Source organism: Achromobacter sp. MFA1 R4, from assembly GCF_900156745.1.
GTDB lineage: Bacteria > Pseudomonadota > Gammaproteobacteria > Burkholderiales > Burkholderiaceae_B > Achromobacter.
The window spans coordinates 652,532-676,896 of sequence record NZ_LT707065.1; the positions used below are offsets into that span (position 1 = coordinate 652,532).

The 24,365-nt window shown below is 68.1% G+C and carries 21 protein-coding genes and 1 pseudogene; 14 read left to right on the top strand and 8 right to left on the bottom strand.

Going from position 1 to position 24,365, the window contains the following annotated elements; all coding sequences use genetic code 11:
* Positions 1 to 27: 27 nt before the first annotated feature.
* From BXA00_RS02980 to BXA00_RS03000, 5 genes and pseudogenes are all read right to left on the bottom strand, one after another.
* The gene (locus tag BXA00_RS02980) at positions 28 to 2,748 is read right to left on the bottom strand and encodes a nitrate reductase (RefSeq protein ID WP_076516075.1); all 2,721 of its coding nucleotides are present in this window, start codon (positions 2,746 to 2,748) and stop codon (positions 28 to 30) included.
* Positions 2,749 to 2,754: 6 nt separating this feature from the next.
* Positions 2,755 to 3,972, bottom strand: a pseudogene (locus tag BXA00_RS02985) (NAD(P)/FAD-dependent oxidoreductase); the annotation flags it as partial.
* Positions 3,973 to 3,982: 10 nt separating this feature from the next.
* Positions 3,983 to 4,855 carry an ABC transporter ATP-binding protein gene (locus tag BXA00_RS02990; protein WP_076516079.1) on the bottom strand — a complete coding sequence of 291 codons (873 nt, stop codon included), beginning with the start codon at positions 4,853 to 4,855 and terminating at the stop codon, positions 3,983 to 3,985.
* Positions 4,856 to 4,859: 4 nt separating this feature from the next.
* On the bottom strand, positions 4,860 to 5,690 hold the full coding sequence (gene ntrB / locus BXA00_RS02995; protein ID WP_076516081.1) for a nitrate ABC transporter permease: 831 nt from the start codon (positions 5,688 to 5,690) through the stop codon (positions 4,860 to 4,862).
* A 25-nt stretch (positions 5,691 to 5,715) separates the two neighbouring features.
* A complete protein-coding gene (locus tag BXA00_RS03000) occupies positions 5,716 to 7,014 on the bottom strand; it encodes a CmpA/NrtA family ABC transporter substrate-binding protein (RefSeq protein ID WP_156902728.1) in 1,299 nt (432 codons plus the stop codon).
* 407 nt (positions 7,015 to 7,421) lie between these two features.
* Here BXA00_RS03000 and BXA00_RS03005 point away from each other — a divergent pair, with 407 nt between their 5' ends.
* Both BXA00_RS03005 and cysG read left to right on the top strand, forming a co-directional pair.
* Positions 7,422 to 8,003 (top strand): ANTAR domain-containing response regulator, encoded by a 582-nt coding sequence (locus BXA00_RS03005; RefSeq protein ID WP_076516083.1) that lies wholly within the window; start codon positions 7,422 to 7,424, stop codon positions 8,001 to 8,003.
* 115 nt (positions 8,004 to 8,118) lie between these two features.
* Positions 8,119 to 9,528 carry a siroheme synthase CysG gene (cysG, locus tag BXA00_RS03010; protein WP_076516085.1) on the top strand — a complete coding sequence of 470 codons (1,410 nt, stop codon included), beginning with the start codon at positions 8,119 to 8,121 and terminating at the stop codon, positions 9,526 to 9,528.
* Positions 9,529 to 9,584: 56 nt separating this feature from the next.
* On the opposite strand, the gene upp is transcribed toward cysG, so the two are convergent.
* On the bottom strand, positions 9,585 to 10,223 hold the full coding sequence (gene upp, locus BXA00_RS03015; protein WP_076516087.1) for a uracil phosphoribosyltransferase: 639 nt from the start codon (positions 10,221 to 10,223) through the stop codon (positions 9,585 to 9,587).
* A 242-nt stretch (positions 10,224 to 10,465) separates the two neighbouring features.
* Positions 10,466 to 11,914, bottom strand: a complete 1,449-nt coding sequence (gene dacB, locus BXA00_RS03020; protein WP_076516089.1) for a D-alanyl-D-alanine carboxypeptidase/D-alanyl-D-alanine-endopeptidase — start codon at positions 11,912 to 11,914, stop codon at positions 10,466 to 10,468.
* A 265-nt stretch (positions 11,915 to 12,179) separates the two neighbouring features.
* Here dacB and queA point away from each other — a divergent pair, with 265 nt between their 5' ends.
* The 9 genes from queA (at position 12,180) to BXA00_RS03065 (ending at position 20,300) form a co-directional block, all read left to right on the top strand.
* Positions 12,180 to 13,238 (top strand): tRNA preQ1(34) S-adenosylmethionine ribosyltransferase-isomerase QueA, encoded by a 1,059-nt coding sequence (queA, locus tag BXA00_RS03025; protein WP_076516091.1) that lies wholly within the window; start codon positions 12,180 to 12,182, stop codon positions 13,236 to 13,238.
* Positions 13,235 to 14,371: a tRNA guanosine(34) transglycosylase Tgt gene (gene tgt / locus BXA00_RS03030; RefSeq protein WP_076516093.1), complete on the top strand. Its 1,137-nt coding sequence runs from the start codon at positions 13,235 to 13,237 to the stop codon at positions 14,369 to 14,371. The genes queA and tgt overlap by 4 nt, the downstream gene beginning before the upstream one ends.
* 230 nt (positions 14,372 to 14,601) lie before the next feature.
* A complete protein-coding gene (gene yajC, locus BXA00_RS03035) occupies positions 14,602 to 14,946 on the top strand; it encodes a preprotein translocase subunit YajC (protein ID WP_076516095.1) in 345 nt (114 codons plus the stop codon).
* A gap of 120 nt (positions 14,947 to 15,066) precedes the next feature.
* The gene (gene secD, locus BXA00_RS03040) at positions 15,067 to 16,947 is read left to right on the top strand and encodes a protein translocase subunit SecD (protein WP_076516097.1); all 1,881 of its coding nucleotides are present in this window, start codon (positions 15,067 to 15,069) and stop codon (positions 16,945 to 16,947) included.
* 54 nt (positions 16,948 to 17,001) lie between these two features.
* On the top strand, positions 17,002 to 17,937 hold the full coding sequence (gene secF, locus BXA00_RS03045) for a protein translocase subunit SecF (protein WP_076516099.1): 936 nt from the start codon (positions 17,002 to 17,004) through the stop codon (positions 17,935 to 17,937).
* 161 nt (positions 17,938 to 18,098) lie between these two features.
* Positions 18,099 to 18,467, top strand: coding sequence for a type II toxin-antitoxin system RelE/ParE family toxin (locus tag BXA00_RS03050; RefSeq protein ID WP_076516101.1), 369 nt, complete (start codon positions 18,099 to 18,101; stop codon positions 18,465 to 18,467).
* The gene (locus BXA00_RS03055; RefSeq protein ID WP_076516103.1) at positions 18,464 to 18,781 is read left to right on the top strand and encodes a helix-turn-helix domain-containing protein; all 318 of its coding nucleotides are present in this window, start codon (positions 18,464 to 18,466) and stop codon (positions 18,779 to 18,781) included. The genes BXA00_RS03050 and BXA00_RS03055 overlap by 4 nt, the downstream gene beginning before the upstream one ends.
* Before the next feature lie 75 nt (positions 18,782 to 18,856).
* The gene (locus BXA00_RS03060) at positions 18,857 to 19,534 is read left to right on the top strand and encodes a VOC family protein (RefSeq protein WP_076516105.1); all 678 of its coding nucleotides are present in this window, start codon (positions 18,857 to 18,859) and stop codon (positions 19,532 to 19,534) included.
* Positions 19,535 to 19,589: 55 nt separating this feature from the next.
* A complete protein-coding gene (locus BXA00_RS03065; protein ID WP_076516107.1) occupies positions 19,590 to 20,300 on the top strand; it encodes an alanyl-tRNA editing protein in 711 nt (236 codons plus the stop codon).
* A gap of 88 nt (positions 20,301 to 20,388) precedes the next feature.
* Here the strand turns inward: BXA00_RS03065 and BXA00_RS03070 are convergent, their stop codons facing one another.
* Entirely contained in the window at positions 20,389 to 21,156 is a 768-nt protein-coding gene (locus BXA00_RS03070; protein WP_083714150.1) for a phosphatase PAP2 family protein, read from the bottom strand.
* A gap of 169 nt (positions 21,157 to 21,325) precedes the next feature.
* On the opposite strand from BXA00_RS03070, the gene miaB reads away from it, so the two are divergent.
* The 3 genes from miaB to ybeY are packed head-to-tail and all read left to right on the top strand — an operon-like array spanning position 21,326 to position 24,265.
* On the top strand, positions 21,326 to 22,780 hold the full coding sequence (gene miaB / locus BXA00_RS03075; RefSeq protein ID WP_076516109.1) for a tRNA (N6-isopentenyl adenosine(37)-C2)-methylthiotransferase MiaB: 1,455 nt from the start codon (positions 21,326 to 21,328) through the stop codon (positions 22,778 to 22,780).
* On the top strand, positions 22,777 to 23,802 hold the full coding sequence (locus BXA00_RS03080; RefSeq protein ID WP_076516111.1) for a PhoH family protein: 1,026 nt from the start codon (positions 22,777 to 22,779) through the stop codon (positions 23,800 to 23,802). The genes miaB and BXA00_RS03080 overlap by 4 nt, the downstream gene beginning before the upstream one ends.
* A complete protein-coding gene (gene ybeY, locus BXA00_RS03085; protein ID WP_076516113.1) occupies positions 23,792 to 24,265 on the top strand; it encodes an rRNA maturation RNase YbeY in 474 nt (157 codons plus the stop codon). The genes BXA00_RS03080 and ybeY overlap by 11 nt, the downstream gene beginning before the upstream one ends.
* Positions 24,266 to 24,365 lie beyond the last annotated feature (100 nt).

Below are 24,365 nucleotides of genomic sequence, written 5' to 3' on the forward strand. Positions count from 1 at the left end.
TGCGACCGAGCGCGCGACCGCTGCCCGCTACGCGAGCGCCTGCGCCGCCGGGCGGCGCGCCATCAGTGACTGTATCTCCGGCACGCAGGAGCCGCAACCGGTCCCGCAGCCCAGCGTCTCCTTCAGCGCCGCCAGATCGCAGCCGCGCGCGATGCCGCCCAGGATGGCCGCTTCGCTCACGCCGATGCAGACGCAGACGGTGCGCGATCGCGCCGGACCGGCCACGCGGCCCATCAGGAGCGCCGCGATGCTCGCGGGGGCCTCGCCGCCCCCCGCCCATGCCAGCAGCGCGTCCTGCGCGCGCAGATCGCCCGTCAGCAAAAAGGCGCGCAGCCCGTCCTGCCCGGCCGAGACCCGGCGCAGCGTGCCGCGCGCGGGATCGTCGTACGCCACGTCCGGGCGCCGCAGGTCCAGCGCCTCGGCCAATTCGTGCAGCAGCGCGGGATCCGGCGCCGCGCGGCTCGCGACCCGCAACCGGACGCCGCCGGCCCCGGTCGGCAGTACGACGGCGTAGTCGAAGCGGCGCAGCCACGGCGCGAGGTCCGCGCGCAGCGCCGCGCCATCGCCCTGCCGCCAGGCGGCGGCCTGCCAGGGCAGGCCGGCGGGTTCGGCGCGCACCGCGCTGAACTTCAGTTCGGGCTGCCGCGACAGCGGATCGGTCGCGGGGTTGGTCAGCGCATTCACGCCCAGTCCGGCCATGAAGGCGCTGCCCCAGTGCATCGGCACGAAAGCCTGGCCGGGACGCACCGCGTCGTCCGGCTGCGCCGGCAGCACCAGGCTGCCGCGCCGCGAGTGCAGCCGGGCCAGCGCGCCGGGCGCCAGGTCCAGGCGGCGCATGTCATCGGGATGCAGCGACACCCACGGTTCCTCGACATGCTGCGTCAGCGCCCGGGCCAGCGAGGTGCGCGCCATCGTGTGCCAGTGGTCGCGCAGCCGGCCGGTGGTCAACTGCAGCGGGAATTCCTCGGAGGTCGTTTCGGCGGTCGGCCGCCAGGACACGTCGCAGAAACGGGCGCGGCCGCTGGGCGTGGGAAAGATGCCGTCGGCGTACAGGCGCGCCGTGCCCTGCCCGTGCCGGTACGGCCATTGCTGCGGTCCGCGCTGCGCCAGGGTGCCGTAGTCCAGTGCGCTGTAGTCCAGGTCCCGGCCGGCCGTCATGCGGGCATGTTCGGCAAAGACTTCGCCCTCGTCACGGTAGGCGAACAGGTCCGCCTTGGCCGGCGCCATGCGTGCGGCAAGGCGGCGGGCCACCGCCTGCGCCAGCCGCCAGTCGGGCTGCGCATCGCCGGGCGGCGCGATCGCGGCGCGGACCCGGCTGATGCGGCGCTCGGAATTGGTGACCGTGCCGGACTTCTCGGGCCAGGTCGCCGCGGGCAGGATCAGGTCGGCGTAGGCCAGCGTCTCGGTGCCGGCGTAGGCCTCCTGCACGATCACGAACTCGGCGCGTTCCAGCGCCGCCCGCACGCGCGCCTGGTCCGGCAGCGACTGGGCCGGATTGGTCGCCGCGATCCAGAGCACCTTGATGCGCCCTTCCAGCACCGCGTCGAACATGTCCATCGCCGTCGCGCCCGGCGCGTCGGGCAGGCTGTCCACGCCCCACAGGCGCGCCACCTCGGCGCGGTCGGCGGCCGAAGCGGGATCGCGATGGCCCGGCAGCAGCGTCGCCATGCCGCCGGCCTCGCGGCCGCCCATGGCGTTGGGCTGTCCGGTCAGCGAAAACGGTCCCGCGCCGGGACGCCCGATCTGCCCGGTCGCCAGATGCAGGTGGATCAGCGCGGCATTCTTGTCGGTGCCCGCCACCGACTGGTTCAGACCCATGGTGTAGAGCGACAGCGCCGCGCCCGCTTCCCCGAACCAGCGCGCCGCCTGGACGATGTCCCGCGCGGGCACCCCGCACAGGCGCTGCGCCGCCTCAGGCGTGACCGCCTGCACGCGCGCCCGCAGCGTGTCAAAGCCCTCTGTGTGGCGCCGGATGTAGTCCTCGTCGACCAGGCCTTCGCGCAGCATCACGTTGAGCATGGCGTTAAAGAGCGCGACGTCGGACCCCGGCGTCAGCGGCAGGTGCAGATCGGCAAAGGCGGCGGTATCCGTGCGCCGCGGATCGACCGCGATCACTTTCATGCCGGGCCGGCTGGCCCGCGCGGCTTCCAGCCGCCGGAACAGCACCGGGTGCGCATAGGCCATGTTGGACCCGGCGATCAGCACCGTGTCCGCCAGCTCCAGGTCTTCGTAGCAGGCCGGCGGCGCGTCCGCGCCCAGGGTGCGCTTGTAGCCCGACACCGCGCTGGACATGCACAGCCGCGAATTGGTGTCGATGTTGTTCGTGCCCGCCAGCGCGCGCGCCAGCTTGTTGAAGACGGCGTAGTCCTCTGTCAGCAACTGGCCCGACAGATAAAAGCCGACCGAATCCGGCCCATGCCGGGCGATGGCGCCGGCCAACCTGTCCGCGGCCAGGTCCAGCGCGTACGCCAGGGCGATGTCCTGCATGGGCTGCCCGCGCGCCTCGCGCGCACGCGCCGACAGCACGCGGGCGCCATCGCGTCGGACGGTATCGGCCAGGGCCAGGCCCTTGCTGCACAGGCGGCCCCGGTTGGCCGGATGCGACGCGTCGCCGCGCACGCCCACGACCGCGTCGCCACGCACCTGCACGCGCACCCCGCAGCCTGTGCCGCAATAACAGCAGATGGACGCGACCTCACGCGTGTCCTCGCTGATGATGTCAATCCGGCGCGCCATCGGCATGTCCATCGTTTACTCCCCCGCCGCGCTTTCACCGAGCATGAGCCGGTCGCGCAGGGCGCCCAGACCCGCCCCTTCGCGGATCAGCCGCACGTACCAGGCGCTGTCCGCCGTATCGCCGTACAGGCAGGCGCCCACCAGCCGGTCGTCGCGGATCACCAGTTTCTTGTAGACGCCGCCCGGCATGTCGGCCAGCGTGATGGTTTCGGTCTGCGCGCCGCCCGCGAAGTCCCCGGCCGAAAACAGGTCGATGCCGGTGACCTTCAGCTTGGTCGACGTGACGCTACCCACGTAGCGGCCGATGCCGTGCCGCGCCAGATGATTGGCCGCCACCTTGGCCTGCTCGAACAGCGGCGCGACCAGGCCGTAGGCCGTGCCGCGGTGGCTGACGCATTCGCCCACCGCGTAGATGCGCGGATCGAAGGTCTGCAGGGTGTCGCTGACCACCACGCCGCGGTCCACGTGCAGTCCGCAGCGTTGCGCCAGCTCGGTGTTCGGGCGCACGCCCGCCGCCATCACCACCAGGTCCGCGGGGACCTCTTCGCCATCCGCGAAGCGCACCGCCCGCACGCGTCCGTCCGCCCCGCCCAGGATGGCCGCCGTCTGGCGCTGCAGCAGGAAAGTCAGGCCCCGCGCCTCCAGGCTCGCACGCAGCAGCGCGGCGGCCTCGCCGTCCAGTTGCCGGTCCAGCAGTGCCGCGCCCAGATGCACCACCGACACCTGCATGCCGCGCGCGGCCAGGCCATTGGCGGCCTCCAGCCCCAGCAGGCCGCCGCCGATCACCACCGCATGGCGGTAGCGCGAGGCGGCGTCGATCATGAGATTCACGTCGCCGATATCGCGAAAGGCGACCACCCCTTCCAGATCATGGCCCGGCACGGGAAGCCGGTACGGCGTGGACCCGGTCGCCAGCAGCAGCCGGTCATACGGCGTGCGCGTGCCGTCGTCGGCCAGCACCGCGCGCCGCGCGCGGTCGATGCCGGTCACCTTGCGGCCCCGCAGCAAGCGGATGCCGTGGCCGGCATACCAATCCTCGTCGTTCAGCACGATGTCCTGCAACGTGCGCTCGCCGGTCAGCACTGGCGACAGCAGAATGCGGTTGTAGTTGGTGTGGGGCTCGGCGCCGAACACCGTGATGTCGTACAGGTCCGGCGCCAGTTTCAGCAATTCCTCCACCGTGCGGATGCCGGCCATACCGTTGCCGACCACGACCAGCTTCTGCCTTTCGTGCATGGCCGGGCTCCTAGGCGGCGGCGCGCGTCGCGCCGGCCTCCTCCAGCGGGGGCACGACGGCAAGGGTGGCAGGGGCCTGCGCAGCGGGCTGCGCGCGCTCCGGATTGCCGTACCTGCGATGCAGGAAGTCCACCACCCCCGCGCGGCACGCCAGGTACGTCGGATCGTTGGCCAGCCGCACGCGGTCGCGCGGCCGCGCCAGCGGCACCGGCAGGATCTCGCCAATGGTGGCGGCCGGTCCGTTGGTCAACATCACGATGCGGTCCGACAGCAGCACGGCCTCATCCACGTCGTGGGTGACCATGATCGTGGTCGTGCGCGTCTTGCCCACGATCTTGAGCAGCTCGTCCTGCAGGTGCGAACGGGTCAGCGCGTCGAGCGCGCCAAAGGGTTCATCCATCAGCAGCACGCCCGGCTCGATCGCCAGCGCGCGCGCGATGCCCACGCGCTGCTTCATGCCGCCGGAAATCTCGCGCGGCAGCTTGTTCTGCGCGGGCAAGAGACCCACCAGGTCCAGCGCGGCGCGGGTGCGCTCAGCCAATTGCGCGCGCTTCTCGGTGGCGCCGAAGACACGCTCGACCGCCAGGTGCACGTTCTGAAAACACGTCAGCCACGGCAGCAGCGAATGGTTCTGGAACACGACGGCGCGATCCGGCCCCGGTCCGGTGATCTCGCGTTCGGCGCACAGCAGCACGCCGCGGGTCGGGCGGGTCAGGCCGGCGATCAGGTTGAGCAAGGTGGACTTGCCGCAACCGGAATGGCCGATCAGCGTGATGAACTCGCCCTGCTCGACCGTCAGGTCGATGTCGCGCAGCGCGACGAAGGGGCCCTTGCGGGTGTCGAAGGTCTGTCCCACTTGTTCGATGCGTACGAATTTCTTCATGGCGCTATTCCTCGGTATAGGTGAAACGGCGGGCCAGCGCGACCAGCAGGGTCTCCAGCAACAGCCCCACGATGCCGATCACGAAAATGGCGATGACGATGTGCTCGACCTTCAGGTTGTTCCACTCGTCCCACAGCCAGAAGCCGATGCCGGTGCCGCCCGTAAGCATCTCGGCGGCCACGATCACCAGCCACGCGGTGCCGATGGACAGCCGCACGCCGGTCAGCATGTAGGGCAGCACGGCGGGCAGCAGCACCTTGGTCGTGACCTTCCATTCGGACAGGTTCAGCACGCGCGCCACGTTCAGGTAATCCTGCGGCACGCGCGACACGCCGACCGCGGTATTGATGATCATCGGCCAGATCGAACAGATGAAGATCGCCCAGATCGCGGCGGGATTGGCCGCCTTGAAGAGCAGCAGCCCCAGCGGCAGCCAGGCCAGCGGCGACACCGGACGCAGCAGGCTGACGATGGGCGAGAACATGGAACGCACGGCCGCGTAGCGGCCGATCGCGAAGCCCACGGGGATGCCCACCACCGCCGCCAGGCCGAACCCGGCCGCCACGCGCTCCAGCGAGGCCAGCAGGTTCCAGCCGATGCCCTTGTCGTTCGGACCGTTGTCATAGAACGGGTCCGCAAACAGCTCGACCGCCGCGTGCCAGGTGACGCCGGGCGTCGGGATTTCCGTGATGCGCATGGCCACCACCTGCCAGACCAGCACGAAGAGGGCAAAGCCGGCGACCGGCCCCACGACCGCCTTCAGCGCGGATTCCAGGCGTTCCCGCCACAAGGCGGCGAAGTCGTCGCCGCGGCGCGTAATCGTTACGGTAGACATGGAGAGTCCCCTTGTTGACAGGCCCTCAGGCCTTGACCTTGAAACCGTCGGCATAGGCCGCGGGATTGCTGCCGTCCCAGACCACGCCGTCGATCAGCTTGGACGTGCGCGTTTCGCTTGCGGGCAGCGACACGCCCGCGGCCTGCGCAGCCTGCTTGTAGAGCTCGATGCGATTGATCTGCGTGGCGATGGCCAGGTAGTCCGGATGGTCCTTCAGCAGGCCCCAGCGCTTGTGCTGCGTCAGGAACCACATGCCGTCGCTCAGGTACGGGAAGTTGGCGGCGCCATCGGCGTAAAAGCGCATGGCGTGCTGGTCCGTCCATTTCTTTCCCAGCCCGTCTTCATACTGGCCCAGCATGCGGTCCACGATGCCGCTGGCGTCCGTGTTCACGTAGGACTTGGCAGCGATGGTCTCGGCGGTCTTGCGGCGGTTTTCCGGCGACGCGTCGATCCACTTGCCGGCCTCCAGGATCGCGGCGGTGACCGCGCGCGCCGTATTCGGATTGCGGTTCACGAAATCGGCGCTGGTGCCCAGCACCTTCTCGGGGTGGTCCGTCCAGATGCCTTGCGACGTGACCGTGGTGAAGCCGATCTTGTCCATGATGGCGCGCGCGCCCCAGGGCTCGCCCACGCAGTAGCCGTCCATGTTGCCCACGCGCATGTTGGCCACCATCTGCGGCGGCGGCACGGTGATGACCTTGGCGTCCTTCATCGGGTTGATGCCGTACGCCGCCAGCCAGTAGTACAGCCACATGGCGTGCGTGCCGGTGGGGAACGTCTGCGCGAAGGTGTACTCGCGCTTTTCGGCGGCCATCAGCTTGGCGAGCGACTCGCCGTCGCGCGCACCCGAATCCAGCAGCTTCTTCGAGAGCGTGATCCCCTGGCCGTTCTGGTTCAGGCTCATCAGGACGGCCATGTCCTTCTTCGGGCCGCCGATGCCCATGTGCACGCCGTAGACCAGGCCGTACAGCACGTGCGCCATGTCCAGTTCGCCATTCATGAGCTTGTCGCGCACGGCGGCCCACGACGCTTCCTTGGAAGGCGTGATCTTCACGCCGTACTTCTTGTCGAGGCCCAGCACCGACGCCATCACGACCGAGGCGCAGTCGGTCAGCGGGATGAAACCGATCTTCACCTCGGTCTTTTCCGGGGCGTCGGTGCCGGCGGCCCAGGCGCCGGCGCGCACCAGCGGGTCGACCAGGGAAAGCAGGCCGGCGCCGGCGACCGCGCGCGCCGTGCCGCCCAGCCATTTGCGGCGTCCGGCGTTGGCGGTCATGTCGGCGCGGGCGGCGTCGGGCGAGGGGCTGCGGGTCAAAGGCGTCATGCAAGGCTCCTGGAAGGTAGCGGCAAAAAAAAACGTCCCGCGCGCCACGGATTTCCATCCGATGGCGCTGCGGAACGTCGTTGTCCCTGGCCGCGTTACGCGGCGCTTTGCGTCGGGCGACCGCCGTTGGCCGCCCCGATTTCACTCAAGCAATCGCCGTGCCAGTTTTTGCAAATCTGGCCTTGACGGCGCTGCAGCCCGCGCGGGCGCTTGCTCTGGCCGTACCGCGGGCGTCCTGGCCGGAGCCTGCGTCAATCAGGGGCGGAGCCAAGTTGGTGCGCGATCCGATGCCGCAGCGCACCATTGCTGTGCGGCGCGCGCCCCGTGGCCGTGCGCGCCCGTCGCACGCCGCGCGCGACGGCGATGGCATGGAACTTGCATGAACCAGGACACCAGGGGGGTGTCTCATGTTGAAGGTCATGCTGCTGAACGATGGCGAGGGACGCGCGGCGTCCCTGCGGCAAACCCTTGCCGCGGCGGGCGTGCACGTCGTCGCCGAAGTGGCGCCGGGCGCGGACCTGGCCGCCAGCATCGCCCAGTCGGCCGCCGACGTGGTGCTGATCGACAGCGACGCCCCCGGCCGCGACACGCTGGAGAACATCTGTGTGGCCAGCTCGCACAGCGACCGCCCGGTCGTGATGTTCACCGACAACGGCAACCGCGAGACCATACGCGACGCCCTGCGCGCCGGCGTCGCGGCCTATGTGGTCGGCGATGTGCCGGCCGCCCGCATCGAACCGCTGCTGACGGTGGCGATCGAGCGCTTTGCGATGGAGAAATCCCGTCGCGAGGAACTGCGCGAGGCCCAGCTCCGGCTCGCCGACCGCCAGTGGGTGGAAAAGGCCAAGGGTATCCTGATGAAGACCCGCGCCATTTCCGAGGACGAAGCCCACCGGCTCCTGCGCGAACGCGCCATGCAAAGCCAGAAGCGCCTGGGCGAAGTCGCCCGCGAGGTCGTGGAGATGAGCCAATGGCTCGGCAACGCCTGACTGCCGGCCAAATAAGTTATGGCTATATCAAATAAAGAAATCAAAAGTTGTGGGGATGAAAGCCCGTCCCTATGATCGACCCACATTGAGCCGGGTACGCCCGAGGCTGGCATTCATGAAGCTTTTCCCGATTTTTGCCGATCTGAAAGACCGGCTGGTACTGGTTGTCGGCGGCGGCGCGGTCGCCGAACGCAAGACGCTCGCCCTGCTGGAAGCCGGCGCCGACGTGGTCCTCGGCGCCCCCGAACTGACCCCCGCACTCGCGTCGCTGGCCGCCGAGGGCCGCGTCCGGCGCCTGCCCGGGCTGTTCGACCCCGCCTGGCTGGAGGACGTGTGGCTGGTGGTCGCCGCCACCGACGACCGCGACGTCAACAGCGCGGTCTCCACAGCCGCCCAGGCGCGCCGCCTGTTCTGCAACGTGGTGGACGACCCCGAGCTGTCGTCCTTCCAGGTGCCGTCCATCGTCGACCGGTCGCCCGTCATCGTGGCCATCTCCTCGTCGGGGGTGGCCCCGGTGCTGGCGCGCCGCATCCGCGAACGCATCGAATCGCTCTTTGACCACACACTGGGCCAACTGGCCGGACTCGCCGCCACGTATCGCAAGCGCATCCGCGCCAGCCACCCCGACCTGGGCGCGCGCCGGCGCTTCTACGACTGGCTGCTGGACGGCCCGGTGGCCGGCTTTCTGCGCCAGCAGCAGCCGGCGCAGGCCGAGGCCGCGCTGGCTGACGCCCTGGCGGCCCCGATTGCCCCCGCCGAAGGCAGCGTGGTGCTGGTGGGCGCCGGCCCCGGCGACCCCGGCCTGCTGACGCTCAAGGCCCTGCGCGCCCTGAACGAGGCCGACGTGATCCTCTACGACCGCCTGGTCAGCGACGACGTCATGTCGCTCGCCCGGCGCGACGCCGAACGCGTGTCCGTGGGCAAGCTGCCCGGCGAAAACCATCACGCCACCCAGGCCCGCATCCATGCGCTGCTGGTGGAATACGCGCGCGCCGGCCGCCGCGTGGTGCGGCTGAAAGGCGGCGACGCGTTCATCTTTGGCCGGGGCGGCGAGGAACTGGAATTTCTGCGGGCGCACGGCGTGCGCTATGAAGTGGTGCCCGGCATCACGGCGGCGCTGGCCTGTGCCGCCTTTGCCGGCATTCCGCTCACGCATCGCGAACACGCCCAATCCGTGCGCCTCATCACCGCGCACTGCCGCGAAGACGAAGACAACCTGGACTGGCCCGCGCTTGCGCGCGAAAAGCAGACGCTGGCGTTCTACATGGGAGTGGGACAGCTCGACCTGCTGACGCAGCGCCTGCTGCGCCATGGCCGCTCGCCGCGCACGCCGTTCGCGCTGATCGAGAACGGCAGCCGGCCGGAACAGCGCGTGGTGTCCGGCCCGCTCGAGCAACTTCCGCAACTGGCCCTGGAACATGGGGTGCGCTCCCCCGCCCTGCTGATCGTGGGCGAAGTCGCGGGACTGGCGCCGCGCCTGCATTGGTTTGGCCGGCACCTCGGGGTGCCGGAACTGGCGGCATAGGCCCGCCGCCAGGACTTGCGGCCGGTCCCGGCGCGCCAGGACCGGGCCGGGAGTTCCTACTCGGCCTTCTGCTTGGTGCCGAAGATGCGGTCGCCGGCGTCGCCCAGGCCCGGCATGATGTAGCCGTGCTCGTTCAGGCCATCGTCGATGGACGCCGTGTAGATGTGCACATCCGGGTGCTTGGCCAGCACGGCGTCAATGCCCACGGGCGCCGCCACCAGCACCAGCGCGCGGATTTCCTTGCAGCCGGCGCGCTTGAGCAGGTCGATCGCGGCGACCATCGACCCGCCGGTCGCCAGCATCGGATCGACGATCAGCGCCAGGCGCTGGTCCAGCTCGCCCACCAGGCGTTCCAGATAGGTGTGGGCCTCCAGCGTCTCTTCGTTGCGGGCCACGCCCACGACGCTGACCTTGGCGCCCGGAATCAGGCTCAGCACGCCGTCCAGCATGCCGATGCCGGCGCGCAGGATGGGCACCACGGTGACTTTCTTGCCGGCGATCTTCTCGACCTCGACCGGGCCGCACCAGCCCTCGACGGTGGCGGGCGCCAGGGGCAGGTCCTTGGACGCTTCATAGGTCAGCAGCGCGCCCACTTCCTGCGACAGTTCACGAAAGCTCTTGGTGCTGAGGTCGACGCGTCGCATGATCCCGAGCTTGTGGCGGATCAACGGATGGCGGATTTCGTGCACGGGCATGTGCGTAACTCTCCAGAGTATTTGTTGGTCAGAATCTTTTGGCCTCAGGCGGACCCGGATCGGCACGGCGCGCCTGCGCCGACCCGTGGCGGGTCACACGGAAGGATCGTAATCGTTTTAGGGCCTTCCCCGCACGAACGCCGCGCAAGAATAGCCGCCCCGCCGCCGGGCCGCCCCAAGGCGGGGCAGCCCCCTTGGGGGGCAGCAAGCGCACGAAGTGTGCGCGGCGTGGGGGCCCACATTCATTGTTCGGCGAGCCAGGAAATCAGGGCGTCGTCGAAGGCGCGGACGGCGCCCGCCTGCTCGTGGTTGACGATGCTGACGACCACATAGCGCTTGCCGCTCGCGCCCAGCACGTATCCCGCGATCGAGCGCACGTCGCGCAGCGAACCGGTCTTCAGGTGGGCCATGCCAAGCGTGCCGTTGCCCTTCAGACGGCGGCGCACGGTGCCGTCCACCCCGGCGATGGCGAACGAAGAGATGTACTCCGGCATCACCGGGGAATTCCAGGCCACGGTCAGCATCGACGCCAGGCTGTCGGCCGACACGCGGGCGTCGCGCGACAGGCCCGCGCCGTTGTCGATGACCAGCTCGGGCATGTCCAGCCCCTGCTTGGCCAGCAGATCCTTGGCGACCACCTCGCTGCTGCCGACGGTTGCCGGGCGCCGGCCGCGTTCCGCGCCCAGCGTCAGCAGCAGCGTGCGCGCCATCACATTGTTGCTGCGCTTGTTGATCTGGCGGATCGCCTCGGCCAGCGTGGGCGAATCGTGCGAGGCCAGCACCACCGCGTCCGGCGGCGTCATGCCGGAACGGACCTGTCCCTTGAACGTGCCGCCCAGCTCCTTCCAGAGCATGCGGAAGACTTCGGTCGCGTAATCGGGCTGGGACAGCGCCAGGCGATACAGGCTGAATTCGCCGCACGAGCCCGCCACCTTGCCATTCACCCGGATGGTGACGCCCTGCTGCGTGATGACGGGATCGGTGGTGACCACCGGCGGGCCGGGGCAGCGGATGTCGCTCCATTCCACATGGCCTTCGATCTTCAGGCCGGGCAGCGGCGGGTCGATCAGCGGCACCCATTTGTTGGCCACCGGATCCGGCGTGAACAACAGGCGCAAGGCGCCAAAACCCACCATCAGCGCGTCCGGGCTGGCGTTGTAGGCCCGGTCGGGCGCGCCGTCGAACGCGCCGGGGTCGATCGACACCTGCCCGAATATGCTGCGGTCGATCACCAGGTCATTGATCTGCTTGACGCCGCGCAGCCGCAGCTCGCGCAACAGCGCCCACAGGTCCTGCAGCAGGAATTGCGGATCGCCGCCGGCCCGCAGGTACAGCGGTCCGTTCAGCGCGCCCTTGGCATCGGGCCGCACGCCCGGCGCCGTCATGAATTCCGTGCGCCAGACGTAATTGGGGCCCAGTTCGGACAGCGCCGCCCAGGTCGTGACCAGTTTCATCACCGACGCGGGGTTGCGGGCTTCCTTGGCGTTGAGCGCCACCAGGCGGGGACCGCCGACTTCCTGCACCACCAGCGACAGGGCGCTCTCGGGCAGCTTGGACGCCTTCCACGCCTTGACCACGTCGGGCGGCAGCCCGGGAACCTGCGCAAAGACGGCGCCCGTGGCCAGGGCCAGGACACCGCCCGCCAGCCATCGCTTCAGTCCGCCCACACGCTTGATCATTTGTCCCGTCATGCCACGCCCACCCGGTTGCTCGTCCTGCAAAACCGAGAGCATACAAAACCTGGACGGGTTGCGGGCGGCACACGACGGCCCAACGCGCCTGGCGGGCATCGTCATGCGGCCGCCCGGCCCGGGCGGGCGGCCGTTCACGCCCCCCGTGCGCAGCCTTTGTTCCGCCCCTATTAACCGTCCCTTTACAATACGCGGTTGCCCCGAGCCCGCCTTGCGGCCCGGCTCGTCCTGTGCAGGGCCCGATTCCACTGATCCCGATACCCGCGTGACCCAGTCTTTCACCGTTTCCGATTTCGATTACGAGCTGCCCCCCGAGCTCATTGCGCAGACGCCCGCCGCCGAGCGCACGGGCAGCCGCCTGCTGCACCTGGATGCCGCCAGCCGCCTTCACGACCGCCAGTTCGCGGACCTGACGGCGCTGCTGCGCCCGCACGACCTGCTGGTGTTCAACGACACGCGCGTCATCAAGGCGCGCCTGGCGGGCCACAAGATCACCGGCGGCAAGATCGAGGTGCTGGTCGAGCGCATCACCGAACCCGACCGCGTCCTGGCCCACGTGCGCGCCAGCAAGTCGCCCGGCGCCGGCATGGTCCTGCGCCTGGCCGACGCCTTCGAGGCCACGGTGCTGGGCCGCGAGGGCGAACTCTTCGACATCCGCTTCCCCGGCCCCGTGCTGGACCTGCTGGATGCCCACGGCGCCACGCCCCTGCCGCCCTACATCACGCACGCCGCCGACGCCGGCGACGACGACCGCTACCAGACCGTCTACGCCCGCGAACCCGGCGCGGTGGCCGCCCCCACGGCCGGCCTGCATTTCGACCAGCCCACGCTGGACCGCCTGGCCGATCTGGGCGTGGCGCGCGCCTTCGTCACCCTGCACGTGGGCGCCGGCACCTTCCAGCCGGTGCGCGTGGACAACCTGGCCGACCACGTCATGCACGCCGAGTGGTTCACGGTGCCACAGGCCGCCGTGGACGCGATCGCCGCGGCCCGCGCGCGGGGCGGCCGCGTCATCGCCGTCGGCACCACCAGCGTGCGCGCGCTGGAATCGGCCGCCGCGCAGACCGAGGGCCGCACGGCGCCCGGCGTTCCGCTGGCCCCCGCCCAGGGCGACACGCGCCTGTTCATCACCCCGGGCTACCAGTACCGCGTCGTCGACGCCCTGGTCACCAACTTCCACCTGCCCCAGTCGACCCTGCTGATGCTGGTGTCGGCGCTGGCCGGCGTCGAGCCCATCCGCCGCGCCTACGCCCACGCCGTCGCCGCGCGCTACCGCTTCTTCAGCTACGGCGACGCCATGTTCATCGAAACCCCTGCCCCATGACCGGACTGAACTTCGAACTGCTCGCCACCGATGGCGGCGCCCGCCGCGGCCGCATCACGCTCAACCACGGCGTGGTCGAGACCCCCATCTTCATGCCGGTCGGCACCTATGGCAGCGTCAAGGCGATGATGCCGCACGAGCTCAAGGAAATCGGCTCGCAGATCGTGCTGGGCAACACGTTCCACCTGTGGCTGCGCCCCGGCACCGAGATCATGGAAAAGCATGGCGGCCTGCATGGCTTCATGAACTGGGACAAGCCCATCCTGACCGACTCGGGCGGATTCCAGGTGTTCAGCCTGCAGGGCATGCGCAAGATCACCGAAGAAGGCGTGAAATTCGCCTCCCCGATCGACGGCGCGCGCCTGTTCCTCACGCCGGAAGAGTCCATGCGCATCCAGCGCTCGCTCAATTCCGACATCGTGATGGTGTTCGACGAATGCACGCCCTATGAAATCGACGGCCGTCCCGCCACCGTCGAGGAAGCCGCGCGCTCCATGCGCATGTCGCTGCGCTGGGCGCGGCGCTCGCGCGAGGAATTCGACCGCCTGGGCAACCCGAATGCGCTCTTTGGCATCGTGCAGGGCGGCATGTACGAATCGCTGCGCGACGAATCCCTGGCCGGGCTGCAAGAAATTGGCTTTCACGGCTATGCCATCGGCGGCCTGTCGGTGGGCGAGCCCAAGGAAGACATGATGCGCATACTGGCGCACGTGACGCCCAAGCTGCCCGCCCAGGCCCCGCGCTACCTGATGGGCGTGGGCACCCCCGAAGACCTGGTCGAGGGCGTGAGCCGCGGCGTGGACATGTTCGACTGCGTCATGCCCACCCGCAACGCCCGCAATGGCTGGCTGTTCACGCGCTTTGGCGACGTCAAGATCCGCAACGCCAAATACCGCGACGACACCCGGCCGCTGGACCCGAGCTGCAGTTGCCACACCTGCGGCAATTTCTCGCGCGCCTACCTGCACCACCTGCAGCGCGCCAACGAGATCACCGGCGCGCGCCTGAACACGCTGCACAACCTGCACTTCTACCTGACTATCATGAAGGAAATGCGCGAGGCCATCGCCGAAGGCCGTTTCGACGCCTGGCGCGCCCAGTTTGCCGCGGACCGCGCCCGCGGGGTGGAGTAGCCCGGGTAAAAAACCGCCGCCGGGGACTTTTCCCGGCGTGTTTCGCCCCCATTTGACCGGCAGGCCCCCAGGTAAGCGGGAGCCGCCTGATGCAAGGGATGGCGTCCCAGTTAAAGGCTGGCTATAACCTATATACAATAGTCGGCTTGCCCTATCCATGGCTCGCGCGGGGATGGGCGCATCAAAAACATAGCGATAAACCCAAACAGACTCAAACGCAGGAGAATTCAATGTCCGTTATCGATACCGCCAGCCTCGTCGTGGCCCAGGCCGCCGCCCCCGAAGGCAATGCGCTGATGGGCATGCTGCCCATCGTCCTGATGTTCGTGATCCTCTACTTCCTGATGATCCGTCCGCAGATGAAGCGCCAGAAGGAACACCGCAACCTGCTCGCCGCCCTGGCCAAGGGCGACGAAGTCGTCACCGCCGGCGGCATGCTCGGCAAGGTCACCAAGGTCAACGACAGCTACGTCACCGTCGAAGTCTCTGAACTGGCCGACAAGCCCGTCGAAGTCATCATGCAGAAGTCGTCGGTGTCGACCGTTCTGCCCAAGGGAACCATCAAGGCCCTGTAAGCGTCCCACAAAGAGCCCCATCGGGGCTCTTGTCCTAGACGACGCCCTCCGCCTACCGCCGCCCGCAGCGACCGATCGCGCGGGCGGCCCTTTCATCTCTTTCACATGAAGTAGCCGGCAATGAACCGCTATCCCCTCTGGAAGTACATTACGGTCCTGGTCGCGGTCCTCATTGGCCTGCTGTACACGCTTCCCAATTTCTACGGCGAGTCCCCCGCCGTCCAGGTGTCCAGCGCCAAGGCCACGATCAAGGTCGACCCGACCGTGCTGGCCCGCGTGGAGCAGATCCTGGCCGACGCCAAGATCCCCAACGAAGGCGCCTATTTCGAAATGAACGGCACGCTCGGCACCGTGCGCGCCCGCTTCCCGTCGACCGACGTGCAGCTGCAGGCCCGCGACCTGCTCGAGAAATCGCTCAATACCGTTCCCGGCGACCCGCACTACACCGTGGCGCTGAACCTGCTGCCCGCCTCGCCGCCCTGGATGCGCGCGCTGGGCTGGTTCGCGCCCAAGCCCATGTACCTGGGCCTGGACCTGCGCGGCGGCGTGCACTTCCTGCTGCAGGTCGACATGCAAGGCGCGCTGACCGCCCGCTATGACTCGCTGGCCGGCGACGTGCGCTCCGTGCTGCGCGACCAGAAGATCAACGTGACGGGCGTCGAACGCTCGGGCATGAGCGTCGCCGCCGCCTTCGCCAACACCGACGACCGCGACCGCGCCATCGCCGCGCTGCGTTCGCGCCTGCCGGACCTGGAATTCACCGAACGCGAAGAAGGCGGCAAGCAGGTGCTGCTGGCCGCCCTGAACCCGGCCGCCGTCACCCGCGTGCAGGACTCCGCGCTCAAGCAGAACATCAACACGCTGCACAACCGCATCAACGAGCTGGGCGTGGCCGAACCGGTCATCCAGCAGCAGGGCTCGGACCGCATCGTGGTGCAGTTGCCCGGCGTGCAGGACGTGGCCAAGGCCAAGGAACTGCTGGGCCGCACCGCCACGCTCGAAATCCGCATGGTCGACGACTCCCCCGCCGCGCAGGCCGCGCTGCTGGGCGGCAGCGTCCCGTTCGGCCTCGAACGCTACAACGACCGCGACGGCCGTCCCATCCTGGTCCGCCGCCAGGTCATCCTGACCGGCGAAAACCTGCAGGACGCCCAGCCGGGCCGCGATTCGCAGACCCAGCAGGCCGCCGTCCACCTGACGCTGGACTCCAAGGGCGCACGCATCTTCCGCGACGTCACCCGCGACAACATCAACAAGCGCATGGCCATCCTGCTGTTCGAAAACGGCAAGGGCGAAGTGGTCACGGCGCCTGTGATCCGCGGCGAAATCGCCGGCGGCCAGGTGCAGATTTCGGGCAGCATGAGTTCCGAGGAAGCCGCCGACACCGCCCTGCTGCTGCGCGCGGGCGCGCTGGCCGCGCCGATGTCCATCATCGAGGAACGCACCATCGGCCCGAGCCTGGGCGCGGACAACATCTCGAAGGGCTTTTACTCGACCCTGTACGGCTTCCTGGCCATTGCCGTCTTCATCATCGTGTACTACCACCTGTTCGGGGTGTTCTCCACGATCGGCCTGACCTTCAACGTCCTGCTGCTGCTGGCCCTGCTGTCCATGCTGCAGGCCACGCTGACGCTGCCCGGCATCGCGGCCATTGCGCTGACACTGGGCATGGCCATCGACTCGAACGTGCTGATCAACGAGCGCATACGGGAAGAACTGCGGGCGGGCGCCTCACCGCAGCAAGCGATCCATCAGGGCTTCGAGCGCGCCTGGGGCACCATTCTTGACTCGAACCTCACCACGCTGATCGTGGGCCTGGCGCTGCTGGCCTTCGGTTCGGGCCCGATCCGGGGCTTCGCGGTGGTTCACTGCCTGGGCATCCTGACCTCGATGTTCTCGTCGGTCGTGGGCGTGCGCGCGCTGGCCAACCTGTACTACGGCCGCAAGAAGAAGCTCACCTCGATCTCCATCGGCGAAGTCTGGAAGCCGAAGGCAAACTGAAAATAGGGCGGACGGCCCAAGCCGTCCGCCACAGCAAAGAACCGAAGGCGAAAAATGGAATTTTTCCGGATTCACCGCACCATCCCGTTCATGCGCCACGCCCTGGTGCTGAACATCATCAGTCTCGTTACCTTCCTCCTGGCGGTGTTCTTCATCGTCACGCGCGGCTTTCACCTGTCGATCGAATTCACCGGCGGCACGGTCATGGAGGTCAACTACGCCCAGACGGCGCAGCTTGAAAACGTGCGCGGCGTGGTGTCCAAGCTGGGCTACACCGACTTCCAGGTCCAGAATTTCGGCACCTCGCACGACGTCATGATCCGCCTGCCCCTGCAGGAAGGCCAGACGTCCGCCACCCAGAGCGAAACCGTCATGGCCGCGCTCAAGGCCGCCGATTCGGGCGTCGAACTGCGCCGCGTCGAATTCGTGGGTCCGCAGATCGGCCAGGAACTGCTGCATAACGGCCTGATGGCCCTGCTCGTGGTCGTCATCGGTATCGTGATCTACCTGGGCTTTCGCTTCGAATGGAAGTTCGCGCTGGCCGGCGTCGTCGCCAACCTGCACGACGTGGTCATCATCCTGGGCTTCTTCGCATTCTTCCAGTGGGAGTTCTCGCTCGCGGTGCTGGCTGGCGTGCTGGCCGTGCTGGGTTACTCCGTGAACGAATCCGTGGTCATCATGGACCGGATCCGCGAAAACTTCCGCAAGTACCGCAAAGCGGACGTGCACGAAGTCATCAACAGCGCCATCACCCAGACCATCTCGCGGACCATCATCACCCACGGTTCGACCCAGATGATGGTGCTGGCCATGCTGTTCTTCGGCGGCCCCACCCTGCACTACTTCGCCATGGCCCTGACCATCGGCATCTGGTTCGGCATCTACTCGTCGGTATTCGTCGCCGCCGCGCTGGCCATGTGGATGGGCGTCAAGCGCGAAGACCTGATCAAGCCGGTCAAGAAGGAAGGCGAGGAAGGCGAAGTCGCCTGATTCCCTGGCCTTGACATGTAAGACCCGTCACGCGTGACGGGTTTTTTCTTTTTGGCGCGCGGCGCCTGCGGTTCGCACGAATAGTCTGCCTCGCTCTCGCCGGTTAGCTTGTCCGATCCCCCGCCAAGGCGGTTGATTTATATATCTGAACAGGTATATTCATGCGGACGGACCAATCCAAGTTGCTTTACTGGGAGGGCTCTTCCAGGAAGGACTTCAAGACATTCCCGCTACCCGTGCAAAAACGCATGGGGATGGCGCTGTACACCCTCCAATGCGGCCGTTGGCCCGATGCCGCAAAGGCCATGAAAGGACTGGGGGCCGGCGTCTACGAACTTGTCGACAATGAACGTGGCAACGCTTATCGAACCGCCTACGCAATGAAGATCGACGACGCCATCCATGTTCTTCACGCTTTTCAAAAGAAGTCCAAATCGGGCATCAGCACCCCGCAAAATGACCTCGATCTCATTTCCAGTCGGCTGAAGCGGGCAATGGCTCGCCAACACCAGACCCGGAGCTTCCCATGACACGCACGTCCAATCCCGGCACACGCAACGTGCTTTATGAGCTCGGCTTCGAAGACGCAGCCGAGCTGACCGCCAAGGTCCAATTGGCCATCAGGTTCAACGACTTGATCGACGAACGCGGCCTGAACCAGCGGGAAGTCGCCGCGCTCACGGGCATGACGCAGCCCAAGGTGTCCCAGCTACGGCGGTACAAGCTGCAGAACGTTTCCCTGGAACGGGTCATGCAGGCGCTGGTTTCCCTGGACCAGCACGTTGAAATCCGGGTACGCAAGGCGCGGCGGTCCGACGCCGCCGGTATCTCCGTCGCAGCCTGACCCCAGCACTGTACCGACGGATTCCCCCGGCGCTGTACGGATACAGGCGCGCGCCTATTCGTTACCATGCCCCTTATGAAACTCACCATCGACCACCTCGTCATCGCCGCCGCGGACCTTGCCAGCGGCTCCGACTATGTCGCCGGCATTCTGGGCATCGCGCCGCAGGGCGGCGGCGCGCATCCGCGCATGGGCACCCATAACCGGGTGCTGGGCATGGCGGACGGCATCTATCTGGAGGTCATCGCGATCGACCCCGACGCGCCCGCGCCGTCGCGCCCCCGCTGGTTCGGGCTGGACCAGGGCGACGTGCGCGCGCGTCTCGAACAAGGGCCGTTCCTGGCCCACTGGGCTGCCCGCGTGGAGTCGCCCATGGACCTGACGCTCATGCAGGCCGAACACCCGGACCGCCTGCCGCCGGTCATCCCCATGACGCGCGGCGACCTGCGCTGGCGCCTGACGGTGCCGGACGACGGCAGCCTGCCGGCCTGGCGCGAAGCGGGTTACGAAGCCGGCGAAGGCCTGCTGCCCACGCTCATCCAATGGGACGTCGACCAGCCGCCCGGCGCGACGCTGCCGCGCCAGCCGCTGCGCCTGCACAGACTCATCGGCTGCCATCCCCGCGCCTCGCTGCTGCGCCAGGGTCTTGCCTGGATGGGCGCGGACAGCCTGATCGACATCGAGCAGGCCGATGGCCCGCCGCGGCTCAGTGCGCACATCGAGACACCGTCCGGCATCAAAGTGCTGACGTGACGCCATCCGCGCCTCTGACCCACTGACCCTCTAACCCTCTTACCCGGAGCCCCCCATGCCCGCCACCCGCAAGCGCTTCGACGACGAACCCTACCTGGACCATTGCGAAGCCACGGTGATCGCGGTCCACCCTGACGGCGTGGAGCTGGACGAAACCGTCTGCTATGCCCGCAGCGGCGGCCAGGCGGGGGACAGCGGAACCCTCACCCTCGCCGACGGGCGCGTGCTGCCGCTGACGGACACGGTCTACGCCGACGACCGCCAGCGCATCCTGCACGTCATCCAGGGCGACGCGGCCCCGCAGGTGGGCGAACGCGTCCTCGTTGCCATCGACTGGCCGCGCCGCCACCGCCTGATGCGCCTGCATACCTGTCTACACCTTTTGGGCGCGCTCGTGCCCGCGCCCGTCACCGGTTGCAGCATTTCGCCCGATTCCGCCCGCATCGACTTCGACCTGCCCGAGTCCACGCTCGACAAGGCCGACCTGACCGAGCGCCTGAATGCCCTGATCAACACGCGCGCGGACGTCGCCATCAACGGCATCACCCCGGAAGAACTGGCGGCGCAACCAGACCTGGTGCGCACGGTGGGCGCCGCGCCGCCCGCCGGCACGGCCGTGATCCGCATCGTCGAGGTGCCGGGCGTGGACCGCCAGCCCTGCGGGGGCACACATGTGGCCAACACCGGCGAGATCGGCGCGGTGGTCGTCACCAAGATCGAGAAAAAGAGCCGGACCAACCGGCGCGTCGTCGTCGGCTTCGCCTGAGCCGGCCGGCCCGGTCACGACGGAGCCAGCCGGCGGGACGAAAAAAAGGCCGCGATGACGCGGCCTTGTCCGATGCCCGGGCGCGGGCTCAGCCCTTTTTCCACCAGCGCCACGGCGCGCGCAGCGGCCATTGGTACGCGCTGCCCAGTACGCGCGGCGCCAGGACATGCCCGACCAGCACGGCGATTCCGGCCGCGGTCATCACGTCCGACAGATAGTGGTCCAGGTTGACCACCCGGCTGATCGCCACCAGCGACGCCAGCAGCAGGAAGACCCAGCGCCAGCGCGGCGCCAGGATGCCCAGCACCACGGCCACGGAAAACGCCGCATAGGTGTGGCTGGACGGAAAGGAATTGAACTGCTGGGCGCGCGAGAAGGTCTCGCCCAGCCCGTAGATGCCTTTTTCGAAGAACAGCTCTGGGCGCGCGCGCGCCACGGTCCGCTTGAGCAGCAGCACGACCAGCCCGCCGACCGCCATCGTGGACAGCATCAGCAGGCTGCCGCGCGCCATGGCGGCATAGCTCACGCGCAGCGGATTGCGCCAGCCGCGCGCCAATCCCACCAGGCCCACCACATAGAACGCGAGCGCCATGACGATGTAATGGCCGCTCTCGCCCAGTTCGCCCACCCATTCGAACGACTGGTCGACGCCTTCCGACACCGATTTTTGAATCCAGACCGCCAGCGGCAGGTCGATCCACAGCGCGCACGCGGTGGCCGCAAGCGCCAGCGCGGCGCCCAGCAGCGCCCAGACGGACGCCGGATAGGGATTGCGGAATTTATCCTGGACAGCGGAACCGGACCCGCCATCGAGGGACGGAGCGGCTACCGGAGGCGTGAAGCGATTGGAATTCATCGGTGCCGCTCGGGAGAAAAAGAAATTTTACCGGCGCTGGGCGGGGCGCGGACCGCTATCGTAACGGCCAATGCGCACCGGGCCAAGAAACAATTTCCGGCCAAGGGTTAAAATTCGCGCTTTCCCATCCTTCCAGCCCCCGGGATCTACACCCGTCACGGCGACCACCATGCAAGAAACCTCCCTCAAGCGCGCGGGCAATGTCCCAGGCAACCCCCGCGACGGCGGCTCCCCCGCCCTGCCTTCGGCCACTTCCGGCGCCGGCTCCCCTCGCAAGCTGTACATCCGCACCTTCGGTTGCCAGATGAACGAGTACGACTCGGACAAGATGGCCGACGTGCTGCGCGAGGACCAGGGCGGGCTCGAGCTCACCGACAACCCCGAAGAGGCGGACGTCATCCTGTTCAACACCTGTTCGGTGCGCGAAAAGGCGCAGGAAAAGGTGTTCTCGGACCTGGGCCGCGTGCAGCACCTGAAGAAGACCAACCCCAATCTCGTGATCGGCGTGGGCGGATGCGTCGCCAGCCAGGAAGGCGAAGCCATCGTCAAGCGCGCGCCCTACGTCGACGTGGTGTTCGGACCGCAGACGCTGCACCGCCTGCCCGACCTGATCAAGCGCCGCCGCGACGAAGGGCGCTCGCAGGTGGACATCAGCTTCCCCGAGATCGAAAAATTCGACAACATGCCGCCCCCGCGCGTCGAGGGCGCCACGGCGTTCGTCTCCATCATGGAAGGCTGCAGCAAGTACTGCAGCTTCTGTGTCGTGCCCTACACGCGCGGCGAGGAAGTCTCGCGCCCGTTCGACGACGTGCTCATCGAAGTGGCGGACCTGGCCGACCAGGGCGTCAAGGAAGTGACGCTGCTCGGCCAGAACGTGAACGCCTACCGCGGCCGCATGACCGACAGCGACGAGATCGCCGACTTCGCGATGCTGCTCGAATACGTGCACGAGATCCCCGGCATCGAGCGCATCCGCTACACCACGTCGCATCCCAAGGAAATGACCCAGCGCATGGTGGATGCCTATGCCCGCCTGCCCAAGCTGGTGTCCTTCCTGCATTTGCCCGTGCAGGCCGGCAGCGACCGCGTGCTGGCCGCCATGAAGCGCGGCTACACCACGCTCGAATTCAAGTCCGTCGTGCGCCGCCTGCGCGCCGCGCGCCCCAACCTGACGCTGTCGTCGGACTTCATCGTGGGCTTTCCCGGCGAAACCGAGGAAGACTTCGAAAAGACGATGAAACTGATCCAGGACGTCGGCTTCGACACCTCGTTCTCGTTCGTCTACTCGCGGCGTCCGGGCACGCCCGCCGCCGACCTCGCCGACGACACCCCGCAGGACGTCAAGCTGCGCCGCCTGCAGCGCCTGCAGGCCCTCATCAACGAGCAAGCCGCCGCCATCGCCCGCAACATGGTCGGCACGCGCCAGCGCCTGCTGGTGGAAGGCCCCTCGCGCCGCGACCCGAACGAACTCATGGGCCGCACCGAGAACAACCGCATCGTGAACTTCCCCGCCCCCGCGCGGCTCATCGGACAAATGGTCGACGTCATCATCACCGAGGCGCACACGAATTCGCTGCGCGCCCGCGTGGCCGACATCGACCGCACTTCGCAAGAGGCTGAATGACCACACCCCGTTCCCGCGCGCGTCGCAGCATGCCCGTCATCGTCACCCTGGACGGCGACAACACCCACCTGGCCAATCTCTGCGGCCCGCTGGACGAAAACCTGCGGCAACTTGCCGATGGCATGAACGTCAAGCTGTCGCGCCGCGGCAGCCGCGTCACGATCGAAGGCGAACTGGCCGAACTGGCCGGCCGCATCCTGCGCCGCTTTCACGAACAGGCCGTGCACCGCTCGCTGTCCATCGACGACATCCAGTTGGGGCTCGTCGAGATCGGCGTGGGCCGCCAGGAAGAAAAGCTCAAGGAAGAACAGGCCCAGGAACTGGACGCCCTGCCCGCCCTGGACGACGAAAGCGACGGCATCGCGCTGCGCACCAAGCGCAGCGACCTGCGCCCGCGCACCCCGCGCCAGCGCGACTACCTGAACAACATCCTCAAGCACGACATCACGTTCGGCGTCGGCCCCGCCGGCACGGGCAAGACCTGGCTGGCCGTGGCCTGCGCCATCGACGCGATGGAGCGCGACACGGTGCAACGCCTGGTGCTGACCCGCCCCGCCGTCGAGGCCGGCGAGCGCCTGGGCTTTCTGCCGGGCGACCTGGCGCAGAAGGTCGATCCGTACCTGCGTCCGCTCTATGACGCGCTGTACGACCTGATGGGCTTCGAAAAGGTCCAGCGCCTCTTCGAAAAGCAGACCATCGAGATCGCCCCGCTGGCCTACATGCGCGGCCGCACGCTGAACCACGCCTTCGTCATCCTGGACGAGGCGCAGAACACCACGCCCGAGCAGATGAAGATGTTCCTGACCCGGATCGGCTTCGGCAGCAAGGCGGTCATCACCGGCGACCCGTCGCAGGTCGACCTGCCGCGTGGGCAGGACAGCGGCCTGGCGCACGCGGTGAAGGTGCTGCATGACGTCCAGGGCATCGCCACCACCCGTTTCACCAGCCGCGATGTCGTGCGCCACCCGCTGGTCGCTCGCATCGTCGACGCCTACGACCGCGCCGCCGAAGATGAAGCCTGAGCTGTCCCTGTCCGTCCAGTATGGGGTCGAGGAAGCCCGCCTGCCCCGCTGGCGCCTGCGGCGCTGGGCCGAACGCGCGCTGGCCGGCGCCTTCGAGGACGGCCTGATCGATTTCAAGGCCGCCGAGCTCAGCCTGCGGCTGGTCGGCGCGGCCGAAGGCCGGCGCCTGAACCGCGACTTCCGCGGCCGCGACTACGCCACCAATGTGCTCACGTTCGAGTACGGCGTGGACCCGCTGGGCGTGGCCCGTGGCGACATTGTCATGTGCGTGCCCGTGCTGGTGCGCGAGGCGCGCGAACAGCGCAAGGCGCTCCTGGACCACGCCGCCCACCTGACCCTGCACGGGGTCCTGCATTCGCTGGGCTACGACCACATCAAGGCGCACGACGCCAAGCGCATGGAAGCCCTGGAAACCGCGATCCTGGCGCAGATGGGCATCGCCGACCCCTACCTGGCGGCCTGACGCCGGGCCCTCGGGTCAACCCTGAGAAATTACCGGAAAATGGCGTGCAGCAAGGCGCAGATCGCGTCCATTGCACCCATTTTCGGCGGTGGCGTTACAA